Below are 14,077 nucleotides of genomic sequence, written 5' to 3'. Positions count from 1 at the left end.
CGAGGGAATACCGGAGCCGACGGATAACACTAACTTAGAGATAAAAGCTGTCTGAATATAACGGGTCAAGATCAGGCTTTGCCACTGAGAGCACACCACGGGGTCGTTGCATGTGTGATATGTATACCGCCATGCCACATCCCGCTACGGCCAATCGCGTACTGTCCGGTTGACTCCCCACCCAGATGTGCGAGTATTTTTTCCAGATTACTGAATTCTTTCCCTCGGTCGTTAGAGGGTATTGGCCATACAATGTTGATCTTCCCTTTTTGGATTTTAGGAGAGCTTTGGGTTGCACTATTGTTGTCTGAATAACGGTATAGCTTGTAGGCTATGTTGTTATTTCGATAGGCTTGGCCGGGGTAAAACCCTTTTTCCTGAACAAAGTCAGATACCCACTTTGTCCCATTAAACATAGCCATATGTCCATCTGAATGACCCGGTGCATCCTGGATTATGACAACATCACCCGTCTGTTGGCCTGAAATTGAATAGACATTGCCAGCATGTACTGTCACTGCATCATTAACAACTTGGAAATTGTTTTCAAGTAACCATGGGCCATAATCTTTGGCAGAGTTTATTCCTGAATTTCTGGAAGATAATCCACCTTGGATTAATGCTACTTTAACATAATGGGCACATCGGAATTTCCCATATTTGAGGTGATCATCTAACCCACGATTAAATCTATTTAAGTTGTCTCTTGCGATGACCGCAGCGTTTGCGTTCAGCGTGCTAATGGCACTTTTTTTATTAAACATATTGTTGCCCATTAGTTATTGTTGCAATGACCTGTGGCACTGGAAACAAATAACACTGAATCCATGAGCCATCTACCATCATTTTTGAAAAGGTTTATTTTATATTTAGATTCGCTGTCACTGTGACCAAGAGTCAGTTCAATAATAGCTTTTCTATTATTTAGCGATGAGATATGTGTAGTGATCTCACTAGCCCACTCAGGGCAGATTTCCTGCACATTTGTAAAATAATCAGCTCCTGAATCATCATTGTTTTTCAGATTCTGAAGGTGTTTTGTTGTATAGTTATCAATGGCCTGCTGGCTTTTTTCTAGCCCACGTCCAACATCTGAGTCATTCCAGGCAGTGAGGTAGTCAGAATAAAAATGGCTGACAACAGCTTCCGGAGAGTAATTTATATCTGAAGAACCGAAACTAAACGTTGCAAAAAAACCAAATAGAATGGCACAGATTATCGTACGTAATTTCAAATGGTACTTCATGGTATACGTCTTTCCTTATTCAGAGTTAGTGTCTCTTCTTAACGCGCAAAAGGTCAGTCGTTAAAAGACTTACTGCTGATTTTATTTTCCTGAGTGATATCCGTCAGGCTGAAATTGGGTGTTTCGTTGGGAAGATTTGCGCCCGAGCCTGGTACCAGATAGTCCGACGTTTTCATAATGAACTCACCAGATGAACCATGCTCAATCCCGTTCTTACTCAGCCTCAGGTAAGACCCGCCGCCGTTCAGCGTCAGTGTTTTAGGGGTCGAGATGATGATTTCATCGTCACTGCTGGTCACGGTCAGCTGCTTTTGCGAAAAGAGCGACAGGGTGTTGTGCTGCGCCTGAATCTCGATATCTCCCTGGTTGGCGACCAGCTTTGCCCCGTCTTTATGCACAAACAGTCCCAGTGCCTTTTCAACCGTCACAGACAGGTTTTTCATTGCGCCGATATCGAGATGCTCGCCCGCGTTTATCATGGTGTTGCGATGGCTGGCGAGCTGAAGGTGTTCACCCGAGGCAAAAGCCACACCCTGCGGAGCGCTTGCCAGCAACACGGCGGACCGGAGGTCTTTCAGCCTGTCGGTTACCAGGTTAATCTGAGTGTTGATATCGGACACCAGCGCTCCCGCCGCTTCGGCCGCACTGTTCAGGAACCGCATCTGGCTGTTGGCCTGGTTTATCGCCTTGATGGCTGGCGCCATTTCCAGCGCCGGCCCCTGTGCTTTGGCCTGTGCGTCTGCCGTCAGAAAGAGCCCTTTTCCCGCACGGACTGCGCCAAATTCATCCGTCCGCAATTCAAATCCCGCCCCGCGCTTTTCACGCTGTCCATTGACCAGGTGCCCCATGTTCAACTGCGTTTTGCCGAACTCCGTGGCGAGCTTGATATGCTCTTCCTGGCGCTTATCCTCCATCCGCAGTTTGTTGTTGGCCGGCGTGCGCCAGATGTTGCGCGTGTGGTTATCGCTGGTGACATGATCGGGGTGCTCGGAGTCATGCTGGGCGTAGGCGATATAAGGACGATCCGGGTCGCCGCTGTCAAACATCACCGACACTTCCGTGCCATCAAGTAGCGGAGCATGCCAGCCATAGGTGTCACCGGCATACGGTTTTGCCATCCGCAGCCATAAATAGCAATGGCCCAGTTCTACGTTGTTACGATCGAAGTCCAGTTTCACCCGGTAGCGCCCCTGCGAGTCAAGCCAGGCGTACGTGTCGCCTTTCTGAGTGCTCTGGACGCGCGCCGGTAATGAGCCGGATATTACCGGGCGGTTGAGCAATGCCGGGCGATAACAGACCGTTTCGCTGTATGGGATACCCTCAAACGTCATCTGGAAGCTATCTCGCCGTGAACCACTGGCGCGTACCGTGGTGATAACAATCCCGTCTTTTATCACATCAGGCAAGCTCGCATCGGTTTCCAGCACCTGTCCCGGAACCAGATGGGGACTGGAAGCACACCCACTGACTGTGTACTGCGCGTTCAGAATACGTTCATGGCGCAGACGGGCAAAATACGCACCGGTCTCTGTGCTTTCTGTATCGCCTTCGGTCAGGAAAGGCTCCGCGTAATGGTAGATTTCCCCTGTGGTAATGCCTTCTTTGCCGCTGATGCTTTCAGCGCTGTCCTGCGGCGTCAGTGCGTCACGGTAGTTGTAATCCCGGGTGGCGACACTGCCGCTCACGACGTTGCAGGCCGTCTGAATATCCCAGAGACTTTCCTGCCCGCTGTCACTCATCCCGGCCTGGTTACGCAATGGCAGAGCGACGCCAAACTCATACTGCGCCTGGCTGTCCTGGAATATCACCACATCCTGCTCAAGACGGCTATCCATCTCAAAACGCCAGTAAATACCCACTTCAGCCAGTAGCCGCTGGACAAACGCCAGATCGGTTTCCCGCCACTGGGTGATAAGCTCCCGGGCAGGATATTCCCGTGACAGACGGAATTCAAAGTCAGGCCCTTCCAGACCGTGCTTACGCAGCACCCGCTCAACCACGTCGGTCACCGACTGGTTGAGGAAAATTTCGCTGCCCTTCGTATGCGCCAGCAGAGCGATACGCGGGACCAGTGACAGCGCGTAAACGGTATCCTCTTTTGACGTGGATATACGTTCAAACGACTCCACCACACCATACAGGGTACGTAACGGGATAGCGGGAGCCCCGGTAAACATCGGCGTCTGAAGCGTAAATGATGCGGGTTGCAATAACACCGCGTCACTCCCAATATCCGGCGTAGAACAAGTAACGGAGATATCTAATCGCCAGGGCTGGCTTAGCGACTCAACCGAAGTGAATTTCAGTACATCGAGAAATTCAGTACAGCCATGAACGTCCATCCAGTAGCGCGACTGGCCCAGCGGTTGTTTCACCAGGCTGCTCGCAGCGTTTATCAAAGCCTTGCTCATAACTGTATTCCTGTAAGTGTCAATGTTAAAATGCCCACCCCGCCAATGTGAAATTGCCTCACGCCGGCTCTCGACCTTTAAATGCCGCCAACTGGCTTATCCACTCGTAGTCATCGGCCACTGTTTCGCGTAGGCCACGTTCAGACGGTCATCGTTCTGGAAGAACACATTCCAACGATGGCGGCTGCCGCCGCCAAACCATTCACTGTCATGTTTCACTATCAGTCGGGCTGCAATATCCCTGAGTCCCAGTTCCGTGTGATAAAGCGCGTTATACAGCTCTTTTCCTGGAAGCTCGCCGTCGCCATAGGAGTCGATCTTTTTGACCAGATTTTTATAGAACGACGAAACCTGCTTTTGCTGTATTCCCCGTTCTTTGCCTACCCGCTCGGACATCCAGTCGTAAGCCCCCTTAACCCATTTTTCGCGCAGTGACTTCGACACATCCGGTGAGGGGTCCTCTTCGAGTGTGGAGAACCCTAACTCCTTAAGGTCATACTGATGTAATTCCTTAACGTCACCCTGGCTCATCCAGTTACGGGGGCTGACTTCGAACCACGTTTTACCTGTGTTGTCTTCAAAAGGGTTACACTTATCCTGCGGAAGTATTTTTCCACCATCTTTCAGCACAATGCAGGACATGGCTTTGAAAGTGCAGTCTTTACCTTCGCCGAACTTCTGGTAAAGTGATTTGCCCGACAATATCTGAATATACCGCTGCCCGCTGGTGATGTTTTCCGGGTTATTCAGGAAACCCGGCATTCGCGGGTCCTTGCTGATAACCTCGATATGCGCGTAATGGCAGGAAGTTGTATTGCCTTTTCCGGCAGGGGCAATATCCTCCCATTTTTCCCGAAATCGCCGCGATACCGTCTGATGAAGCGCTGATCGCGAAGTTGCTGGCGGTATGCTTAAGAACGTCTGTTTTGGCTTTAAAGCATTTCGCTTTGGGAAATGACGATAAAGGCGCAAGCCCCATATAGAGCGAGTAAAACTCCAGCCAACTGTTCTCTTTCTCCGGATCGGGTTTGCTAACCGATTTCACCAGCACAAAGGTACTGGAATACTTTAGTTCTTTTCCATTGTAATCCGCTGTTTTGTAATCCTGATTCAGACGCCAGGCAACGACTTCACCTTTTGCCATACACTGCAAGGGGACAGCTGATTCGGCATTGTCAGCGGTCAGTGCTGATCCAGGGGCTGAAACCTGGCTGATGTGAATACCACCATGCCAGAGCTGGTTAGTACCCGCAAGCCATGAGCCGTGAGGCTCACGACCAATCAACTTCATAACCTCTTCAGGAGTGGCGTATTGACTGCCATTTTGTTTGCGTACCGGGAAACATATTTTCATTTCAACAATCCCTATCGTGACAAGTTGCCATCCGTTGCAGGCGGCAGAATTTCAAGGGAGGTCCTGTCAAAGACCGGCATTTCTGTATCCATTGATGCGCCGCCCACAGGTACCGGGTATTGCGAGACTTTGACCAGGTAGTCGCCAGCTGAACCATGCTCTATGCCGTTTGGACTCAGCCTCATATACGAGCCGCCGCCCAACGCGCCAGTAAATACCCACTTCAGCCAGTAGCCGCTGGACAAACGCCAGATCGGTTTCCCGCCACTGGGTGATAAGCGCCCGGGCAGGATATTCCCGTGACAGACGGAATTCGAAGTCCGCCCCTTCCAGTCCGTGTTTGCGCAGCACCTGCCCAACCACGTCGGTCACCGATTGGTTGAGGAAAATTCCGCTGCCCTTCGTGTGTGCCAGCAGGGCGATACGGGGCACTAGCGTCAGCGCGTAACGGGTATCCTCTTTCGCGATTGACAGGCGGCGAAACGATTCCACCGCGCTGTAACGCAACACTTCAAGAAAATTAGCGCAGCCATGTACATCGAGCCGGTAACATGACTGACCCGGCAGCTGTTACACCAGGCTGGCGGTGTTGTTAATCACAGATCTACTCATTGCTGTTCTCCTTTACTCTGCCCATCAAATTCCAGGACGATACCCTCCTCTTCATCCCAGGTAAGCCGAAGGGAAGACGGCTTCTGTTTTGCGGCCAAGTGGCTTAATAATTGTTGGCTCAGTACCGGCAGTATCTGCTGATTAAGCAGGCTGTCCACATTACGGGCCCCGGTATCCGGCAGCAGACAGGCTGTCGCCAGAGTGTCGATGAAGTTTTCGCCGATATGGGTTGAAATGCCATAGTGCCGCTGCAGACGATCGCCCACCTGGGCCAGTTTCATCCCGACGATGGTCCGCATGGCATCCTGCGCCAGCGGACGGAATATTACCGTCTGGAAGCGGGCCAGCAATGCGGGCTGGAAATGATCGCGCAGGATCGGGCGCAGCAGTTCATGCAGATCGCTTTCGGCCGCCTCCTGTTGTTCGTCAATCCGTTGCATCAGCGGATCGCTGCCCAGGTTGGAGGTCATCAGGATGACGGTATTGCGAAAATCAATCTCACGGCCTTCCCCGTCGCGCATAAAGCCCCGGTCAAAAACCTGATAAAACAGGTTCATCACATCCCGGTGGGCCTTTTCCACTTCATCAAGCAGGACCACGCTGTAGGGCCGCTTGCGAACCGCTTCGGTGAGAATGCCGCCCCGGCCGTAACCCACGTAACCAGGAGGGGAGCCCTTTAATTGACTGACGGTATGCGGCTCCTGATACTCAGAGAGGTTGATGGTGATAAGCGACTTTTCGCCGCCATACAGGGTATCAGTCAGCGCCAGCGCAGTTTCGGTTTTACCTACTCCACTTGGGCCGACCAGCAAAAAAACGCCCAGCGGGCCGTTCTCCGGCGTCAGACCAGTCTTCGAGGCCCGTAGACGCTGAGCGATGGTGTGCAGGGCAGGCCCCTGGCCGACAACGCGGGCGGCCAGTTGCTCTTCAAGCGTCAGTAGTCCGGTCTGCTCATCCTTCATCAGTGATGAGAGCGGGACGCCGGTCCAGTCTGCAATCACTGTTGCTACCGTGCGCGCATCCACATCTAATCCCAGCAAGGGGCCGCTGTGTTGCGCCAGGGACAGCTCGGACCGAAGTGCGGCGAGCTCTTGCCGTCGGCTGCTGTCGCCGCGGCATTCCTTCAGCTTTTCCGTAAACTGTTTTTCGGTCTCATGCTGGATTTGGAGGGATATCTTTTGTTGGCCGAGCTCAGCGGTGAGCTGTTCAATCTCCGGCAAGCGCGAGCTATCCACCGGGTTGCCCAGCGCGATGTCTTCCAGCAGTTCCTGTTGCTCCATCGCCAGCGACGTCATCTCAGCCTGCAAACGGGCAAGCTGTTCCGGCAGCGTGTCCAGGCTCATACGAACCCGGGCCGCCGCGGTATCCAGCAAATCCACGGCTTTATCCGGTAACTGGCGCCCCGTCAGGTAGCGGCGGGAAAGTGTCACCGCCGCGCGGACGGCCTCGCCGGTAATGTGTACGCCATGATGCTGCGCATAATGGGGTTTAAGACCCCGCAGCATCAGGCAGGCCGTCTCATCATCCGGTTCATCCACCCTGACCATCTGGAAGCGGCGTTCAAGGGCGGCGTCACGCTCAAAATATTGCTTGTACTCGCTCCAGGTGGTGGCGGCGATGGTGCGCAGTTCGCCACGGGCCAAAGCCGGTTTGAGCAGGTTGGCGGCATCCGCCCCACCCGCCTGATTGCCCGCCCCGATGAGGGTATGCGCCTCATCGATAAACAGCAGCACCGGCACGGGAGATTGCTGTGCCGCGCCGATGATATTTTTAAGCCGTTGCTCGAATTCGCCTTTAACGCCAGCCCCCGCTTGTAATAAGCCCAGATCGAGTGTTTTCACCATTACCGGCTTTAAGCTTTCCGGCACATTCCCCTCAACGATACGCAGGGCCAGCCCTTCAACCAGCGCTGTTTTGCCGACGCCCGGTTCACCCACCAGGATCGGGTTGTTTTTGCGGCGTCTGGAAAGAATGTCCACCATCTGGCGAATCTCGTTGTCACGGCCAAAGACCGGATCAATTTTCCCCTCGCGGGCGCGGGCAGTCACGTCTACCGTGAAACGGTTCAGTACGGCGTCTTCCTGTGAAATATCTGATTGTTCGCCTCCGTGCCGGCTCCGCGTATCCTTATTTGAATCCATCGCTTTGCCGATAATTACGACATTATCACCGGCGGGCTCCTGGATTTGGGCTTCAGGCCGCTCATCGGACTGAGTGTCCAGAAGGGGGCGCAGCCTCTCCAACTGGCGAGTGGTCAGGGTCATTAATGGCCACAATCCCTCACAACGTGTCAACCCAGGTATTTCAATCATGGCCGTAAGCAGATGTACGCTACGAATTTGCTCATCTCCCACGAGTGTTGCGGCCAGCCAGGCCTGTTTCAGTAAAGACTGAAACGAGCCCGAAAGCGCCGGTCGGCTGCGGACCGGACACGGTTGCGCATCCAGCCAGTTCAGCAATGACTGCCAGACCGCATCCATATCCCATTCATAGCGACGGGCCAAAACGGTCAGATCCCCTTCCCCCTGTTCAAGCAGTTTTAGCAGCCAGTGCTCAGGAGTGATCTCCGCATGAGCCCGCGTCTGGCACAGCGATGCGGCGCCCTCGAGTGCTTTCGCGCAGTAATGATTTAAACGACGCAGCAGAACAGCAGACTGACTTTCCATTTCAGGTCTCTCTTTACAAATGTATTCAGATTCAGGACACGCTACCGCCCATCGCTTTTCCTTTTGATAAGGAGACCAAAGCGCACAAGGTCAGAAAGCGGTTTTAAAGCCACTTTTGCGGTCACCCTGACGGATGACGGCAAAAGTCACCTGACGGGCTGGCTTTCGCCAGCCCGGTTGGGCATTACGCAGTGGCGCGTTCGTTCCAGGAATCGGAATGAATGATGTTGCCATCTTTGTAGGTCCAAGTGATTTTTTCGTAGCGCAGTTCGATGCGCTCCAGGTGGTTGTGTTTCTCTTTCGACGGGTCCTTCACGTCGTACATTTCAGGATTCACTTTCACCACTTTCACGTTTTCCAGTTTGGTGTTGAAGTATTCCACTTCCTGACCCGCGTCGTTGATTCTGTACCACTTGAACTCGGCGGATTTCAGGGTCTGACCGGTGGTCACCGCCTTGTACAAATAAGGGCTGGCAGAGTCGATTTCCTTGGTAAACAGGAACGGTGTGTGAATACGCGTTCCGGTCAACTTGCCAGTATTGTTATCCGTCGGGATGTACAGGTTATGTGCCTGTGCAGCGACTTCGATGCTGCCTTCGCGGTCCCTCACATTAACGGAACCTTTAATGTCCGCGCCGCCATCGTCCTTCAGCCACAGGTAAACTGGAATTGCCATGTTTTACTTCTCCATTTATTGAGTTGAAACGCCACGTTCATTCCGTGACACTGGTGTTGTGTCCAGCAGGCGACAGGCATCGGCCTGCGGTACCAAACTGATCTCGACACGCCGGTTATGCGTTCGGCCATCAGGCGTATCGTTGGATGCAATTGGGCGGCTGTCGCCATACCCCTGCACCGCAAAGCAACTTTCCGGGACGCCCCCCGTATCACGCATCCAGTTGCGTACAGCTTCCGCCCTTTGTAAAGACAGGGTCTGGTTGAGCGGCGCGCTGCCGGTATTGTCGGTGTGGCCGCTGACGACAATCAGCCAGCCCGGCCTGGCTTTGATGCCCACCAGTGCATTGACCAGCACTTTGGTGGAGCCGTCTTTGAGCGCCACCTTACCGGAATCAAACAGCGACATCCCTTCAAGACGCACAATGTTCGGTGCCGATTCAGGTTCTGGAGCGGAAGGGGGAATATACGTATCGATGGCCTGTTGCAGCGCCAGCCACAAACGTTGCCCCGGATAATAGCCCAGGCTGTAACGCAACGGCTCACCCTGCCGCTGCCAGCGCTCAAGCAGGAGGGCGTCCTGTTTCAGTGCGACCAGCGACTCTGCCTTAGGGGCTGAGTGGTTCATCGGAATTGCGGCCCAGCGCTGTAAATCGGCGCCCACCTGGCGGATAAGGCCACGGTTATTGAACGCAGAAAAGCCCAGCGCCGCCAGGGCGCACAACAACATCAGCAGAACAAGGCGACGGGTACGTTGCCCCCCCTGTACCGGAGAGGCGAAAGGCGCCAGTAACGGCAGCACGGCATCAGGAAAACGGCTGAACGGGGCCGTCCGACTCGCCGCAAGACGAAACCGCAAACAGCTGCGGCGATAAAGCCGGTTCGCCCACACCGACTGCAATCCCGGCATTGCGGCACCGGGGCGCAATGCCACGGCAAAAACGCGGACGGGAGGGATGCGTTTGTCAGCCTTCTCCAGTTCATCCAGCAGTGTCTTGCGGATGAATGAAAATGCCTGTACAAGCACAGGAAGCGCCGCGAGGTTGTTATCCATCTGCTGCCAATCGATGAGCGCCTGTGGCGATTCATTCTCCGGGCAGACCACCGGCTTGTCGCCGCGAACAACAACCCATGGCAACTCAGGCCCCGAAAATTCACAACTCACCACCACCGGCAATGTAAAACCGGTAAGAGAGTTCAACTGTTTACATTGCTGACGGAGGGTTTTGAACGCTGAACGCAGCGCTGCCTCATCCTGGTACCTGTCTGGCTGGCAGACGTACATCACCGAAAGCTGACCGGTCTGGCGGGGGAACTGAGCCTGAATGCTGCGGACCACGTCTGTTAACCGACCCACATCTCCTGTTCGCAACCACCAACCCTGTGCCGTTTTACGCGGCGACCGGCCCTGGAATATCTCATCCAGGCCATCGCCGCACACCAGAACCACAGGCCCCTGCGTATCCAGCAATGGCAGATCGACTGTTGGAATGGCACCGTCTGCTGGTGTCTCCCTGCGTTGGCGACTTTTCCAGACAAGCCAGCCCGACAGGATGACAATCAGCAGCGTAGCCAGGCTTTTGAACATGTTTCCTGCCGGGATGAAGTACCACAGCAGCCACAGCAAAGCGGCAACGCCCGCCAGGGTGTGTAAGACAACCGGGATGATGACTGATTTGCGCATTAACGTGGCGGCTCCGGTATGTGCGCCGACAGCAATGCCTGAAGCCATAGATGCCCGCCCCACCAAACGACGCCGGTCAGGATGACGGCCAGCGCAATCCAGAACCAGATCGAACGCGCCAGACTCCAGCGCTGTTTACCCGTGCGGTGGATGACCAGCGACAAACCCGCATCAGGCGGCGATACACGTTCAGAAAGCGCTTTAGCCACTTCATCACGTTGCGTCTGACTCACCACCTTCAGGCTGTACAATCCCTGAAAACCCAGGGCAATCACGCGGTGATAGCAGGTCAGAACGGCCTTATCCGGCGCAGGCTGACGCAGGGCTTCCGCAATACGATCCCAGAGAGCCTCGCCCGCCCGCAAGGAACCGAAGAATCGGGCCTGAAGCGGTGCCTTGCGCCAGGCCGCCTGGCCTTCATCGACTCCGAACGCTTCACTTTCTTCAGGCTTATCAGGTTTGCGGCTCATCACCGTTTCGTCCAGCAAAGCGCATTGAGCGTAGGAAATATGATTAATACTGGCTTCGTCGTAGCCGGCACGAACCAGGGCTTCGCGAACCTGTTCAACCTGTTTAACGCATTTGTCGTAAAGCGCCGTGCCGTCGGGCGCCACCGCTCCCTTCCTCAGCAAGGTGACGGTGAGCCAGGTTTCCGTCATCAGTTGGTCGATATCAATATCCTGTCTCATGAGCGCAACACCGCAAACAATTCAAGCGCCAGCGTCCCAAGCAGTTGTGGCACATAGAACATACACACGCCCTGCTCCCGCATTTCACGGGCGGCAGCGCTTTCCATATCGAGTGCGAAATACTGATTTTCCATACGCGCCGGTAACGCGGCCGGGACCCGACCGACTGGAATAAGCGGGATTCCCTTGAGTGCGACGCCGTAAATCTTATTGACGTCATCAGGCGAACCCGCTTGACAGAGCGCGGGAAATTTATCGGCTATCTGCCAGGCCGGAATATCTGAACGCACGGAGAGATACAGGTCGGCCTCCTCACGAAGACGAACATCATGAAGGTTCGCCTTCCAGGTCTGCTCATCAGGACGCGACATCTCAAGGGCGATAACCCGTGATGGCAGACTCGTTTCCAGTAAACCGGCGATCAGCTCGAACAGCGGCAGGAAGGCTTTGGCCGGTTCCGCATGGTCATAACCCGGGATTGCATCCAGATCATGGTCCAGGGAAAAGGTCAACATGCTGCCAGCCAGACGCGCCAGCTCCGCCCATACCTGCTCGGGATGCCGGGCCGGGAATCGTTCGTACTCCGACAGAACGCCGGCATGGGAGTTAAGCGCATTCAGCAACCAGAAAAGGGAAACGTCCGCGACCGCAAAGTCGGCCAGCCGCTCGTTGCTTTCCCGGCGCATGGTCATCAGACGCAAGCGGCGGGAGTGAAGCTGGCGGTTAAGCAGCACAAGGCGCTCACGCAAAACCGGACTTGCGGCGAATAACGCCACGGGGGGGATAAACGTCGGATCCTGGCGCCATCCGTTTTGCCCGTCCCGAATCAGTCTCCCAACCGGGCAGGTTTTCCATGCAGCGTTACTTTCATGGGCGAACCGGATGGAGATATTGAAACGGGCGACGGCCATGGATTCTTCCTCTGGGCCGAAAGCATCCTGAATAGTCACCCACTCTTCACGATAACGAAGTGGCCGGTCAGAAATAACGCCCGCATGCGCAACGTTGATCACGCCTGATTGCATCTGCGGCAGAGCGATAACGATGGTGACCGCATCTCTACCCTCAACATGGACCGGTTCCAATTCCCGGGGAACAGGCGGTAGGTCGCTGCGTTGTGTATCGATAAGCGTTCCGTCTTCCAGCCAGAGTCGCAACGCTGAAATCTGGATCAATCCGGCAGAAAGGAGACTGTCGTTAAACTCAACCTTTTCCACACCCCAGGAAAACGGCGATGCCAGTGCTGATGCGCCGGCACAACGAAAAGATTCCCACTCAGCCTGCTGTTGAAACTGCTGGGGGGACAGCAATGCCCCTTCGTTCCACAGCGGACGATAAATTTTCATCCCTGTTCCCGCCTTATGCCTTGGCTTTCGGCATCTGAGATACCAGCGACAGATTGACGTCCATGCCCTCCACCTGGAAGTGCGGGACGGCAAAGAGTTTCACGCGGAAGAAACCGGGATTGTCTTCAATGTCCTCTACCACCACTTTCGCGTCACGCAGCGGATGTGATGCCTGCAAGTCATCGCCCGGATCGGTCATTTCGGTGACCAGGCCCCTGACCCAGGTGTTGAGCTCCAGCTCCAGCAGGCGGCGATCTTTGGTGGTGCCGATATTCTCGCGCTGAATAATCTTCAGATAGTGCGCAATGCGCGACAGCAGAAAAATATAGGGCAGGCGGGAATTGATACGGCTGTTGGCCGTCGCATCCGGAGTGTCATAGACCGCCGGTTTCTGGGCGGAGTTTGCCGAAAAGAAGCAGGCGTAGTCGCGGTTTTTGTAGTAGGACAACGGGATGAAGCCCAGACTGGAGAACTCAAACTCACGGGTTTCCGGTATCATCACCTCCGAGGGGATTTTGACCTGATTGCCGGTGCCCAGGTCATACAGGTGAATGGGCAGGCCTTGCACCGCGCCGCCAGCCTGCGGGCCGCGTATCTGCACGCACCAGCCGTTATTGATAAAGCTCTTTACCATGTTGGATGCAAAGGAGAAAGATGCGTTGGTCCACAGATACCGCTCATGGTTCGGGCCCTTCACCTCTTCAACATAGTTGAAGCCGCGCACCGGCACGGTATCCGGGCCATACGGCAGGCGCCCCAACACACGCGGCATCACCAGGCCGATATAGCGGCTGTCATCCGTTTCGCGATAGGATTTCCATTTGATATATTCGGCGCGGTCAAAGTAGTTACCGATATCTTTAATCGCCGCGACCTCTTCCATCGTGTCTTTCAGGAAGAATTTCGGGCCGACGGAGCCGATAAACGGCATATGGGCGGCGGCGGATACGTTTGAGATATTACGCAGTAACGCCACATCCTGCGCAGACGCATCAAATTCGTAAGCGGAAATCAGCGCCGCGATGGGCTCTCCGCCCGGGCTATCGTATTCAGCGGTGTATGTGTGCTGGTATAACCCGCTCTGAATAATCTCCGGCGCGTCTTCAAAATCCTGACGCAAATCGTCTTTGGCGATATCCAGAATTTCCAGCTTCACGTTCTGGCGGACATCGGTGTTATCCGCCAGGGATTTCAGACCGCGCCACAGCGATTCCACTTTCTGAAACTCGGCATGGTGCATTACCGCATCCAATTGACGGCTGATTTGGTGATCAAGTTGCGCTATATGATGGTCAATCAGATGCTTATCCAGTTTTTCAACCTTCGCGCCGGCTTTGCTCAGGCACTCCATAAACACTTTCATGCCCGCCGTCAGGCGTTCGTCCGCCGTGGCA

General features: G+C 54.5%; 12 protein-coding genes. All 12 read right to left on the bottom strand.

What is annotated here, in order from left to right; all coding sequences use genetic code 11:
- Positions 1–71: 71 nt before the first annotated feature.
- Positions 72–764: a hypothetical protein gene (locus FCN80_RS27065; protein ID WP_230492923.1), complete on the bottom strand. Its 693-nt coding sequence runs from the start codon at positions 762–764 to the stop codon at positions 72–74.
- An 11-nt stretch (positions 765–775) separates the two neighbouring features.
- Complete coding sequence (locus tag FCN80_RS24325) at positions 776–1,246, bottom strand: DUF3828 domain-containing protein (protein ID WP_136992913.1); 471 nt, start codon at positions 1,244–1,246, stop codon at positions 776–778.
- A gap of 53 nt (positions 1,247–1,299) precedes the next feature.
- Positions 1,300–3,657 (bottom strand): type VI secretion system Vgr family protein, encoded by a 2,358-nt coding sequence (locus tag FCN80_RS24320; RefSeq protein ID WP_136992912.1) that lies wholly within the window; start codon positions 3,655–3,657, stop codon positions 1,300–1,302.
- A 96-nt stretch (positions 3,658–3,753) separates the two neighbouring features.
- Entirely contained in the window at positions 3,754–4,419 is a 666-nt protein-coding gene (locus FCN80_RS24315; protein WP_136992911.1) for a hypothetical protein, read from the bottom strand.
- Positions 4,400–5,011: a hypothetical protein gene (locus FCN80_RS24310; RefSeq protein ID WP_136992910.1), complete on the bottom strand. Its 612-nt coding sequence runs from the start codon at positions 5,009–5,011 to the stop codon at positions 4,400–4,402. The genes FCN80_RS24315 and FCN80_RS24310 overlap by 20 nt, the downstream gene beginning before the upstream one ends.
- A 66-nt stretch (positions 5,012–5,077) precedes the next feature.
- A complete protein-coding gene (locus tag FCN80_RS24305; RefSeq protein WP_230492922.1) occupies positions 5,078–5,521 on the bottom strand; it encodes a contractile injection system protein, VgrG/Pvc8 family in 444 nt (147 codons plus the stop codon).
- 98 nt (positions 5,522–5,619) lie between these two features.
- Entirely contained in the window at positions 5,620–8,289 is a 2,670-nt protein-coding gene (gene tssH, locus FCN80_RS24300; RefSeq protein WP_136992909.1) for a type VI secretion system ATPase TssH, read from the bottom strand.
- A gap of 184 nt (positions 8,290–8,473) precedes the next feature.
- Positions 8,474–8,965, bottom strand: a complete 492-nt coding sequence (locus tag FCN80_RS24295) for an Hcp family type VI secretion system effector (protein WP_136992908.1) — start codon at positions 8,963–8,965, stop codon at positions 8,474–8,476.
- Positions 8,966–8,980: 15 nt separating this feature from the next.
- Entirely contained in the window at positions 8,981–10,696 is a 1,716-nt protein-coding gene (locus FCN80_RS24290; protein ID WP_230492921.1) for an OmpA family protein, read from the bottom strand.
- Complete coding sequence (tssL, locus tag FCN80_RS24285) at positions 10,648–11,337, bottom strand: type VI secretion system protein TssL, short form (protein WP_136992907.1); 690 nt, start codon at positions 11,335–11,337, stop codon at positions 10,648–10,650. Before tssL ends, FCN80_RS24290 begins: the two co-directional genes overlap by 49 nt.
- Positions 11,334–12,683: a type VI secretion system baseplate subunit TssK gene (gene tssK / locus FCN80_RS24280; RefSeq protein ID WP_136992906.1), complete on the bottom strand. Its 1,350-nt coding sequence runs from the start codon at positions 12,681–12,683 to the stop codon at positions 11,334–11,336. The genes tssL and tssK overlap by 4 nt, the downstream gene beginning before the upstream one ends.
- A gap of 13 nt (positions 12,684–12,696) precedes the next feature.
- Positions 12,697–14,077, bottom strand: a 1,381-nt coding sequence (gene tssC, locus FCN80_RS24275) for a type VI secretion system contractile sheath large subunit (RefSeq protein ID WP_136992905.1), incomplete at its 5' end; no start/stop codon positions are given.

Origin of the sequence: Martelella alba (assembly GCF_005217455.1) — a bacterium.
Taxonomy (GTDB): domain Bacteria; phylum Pseudomonadota; class Gammaproteobacteria; order Enterobacterales; family Enterobacteriaceae; genus Acerihabitans.
This window is presented reverse-complemented; position numbering and strand designations above follow the sequence as displayed.

Bases quoted from the DNA above. Each gene is read 5' to 3' on its own strand.
- tssH (WP_136992909.1), bottom strand. From the start codon at position 8,289: ATGGAAAGTCAGTCTGCTGTTCTGCTGCGTCGTTTAAATCATTACTGC.
- FCN80_RS27065 (WP_230492923.1), bottom strand. From the start codon at position 764: ATGTTTAATAAAAAAAGTGCCATTAGCACGCTGAACGCAAACGCTGCG.
- tssL (WP_136992907.1), bottom strand. From the start codon at position 11,337: ATGAGACAGGATATTGATATCGACCAACTGATGACGGAAACCTGGCTC.
- FCN80_RS24310 (WP_136992910.1), bottom strand. From the start codon at position 5,011: ATGAAAATATGTTTCCCGGTACGCAAACAAAATGGCAGTCAATACGCC.
- FCN80_RS24290 (WP_230492921.1), bottom strand. From the start codon at position 10,696: ATGGCTTCAGGCATTGCTGTCGGCGCACATACCGGAGCCGCCACGTTA.
- FCN80_RS24320 (WP_136992912.1), bottom strand. From the start codon at position 3,657: ATGAGCAAGGCTTTGATAAACGCTGCGAGCAGCCTGGTGAAACAACCG.
- FCN80_RS24315 (WP_136992911.1), bottom strand. From the start codon at position 4,419: ATGCCGGGTTTCCTGAATAACCCGGAAAACATCACCAGCGGGCAGCGG.
- tssK (WP_136992906.1), bottom strand. From the start codon at position 12,683: ATGAAAATTTATCGTCCGCTGTGGAACGAAGGGGCATTGCTGTCCCCC.
- FCN80_RS24325 (WP_136992913.1), bottom strand. From the start codon at position 1,246: ATGAAGTACCATTTGAAATTACGTACGATAATCTGTGCCATTCTATTT.
- FCN80_RS24295 (WP_136992908.1), bottom strand. From the start codon at position 8,965: ATGGCAATTCCAGTTTACCTGTGGCTGAAGGACGATGGCGGCGCGGAC.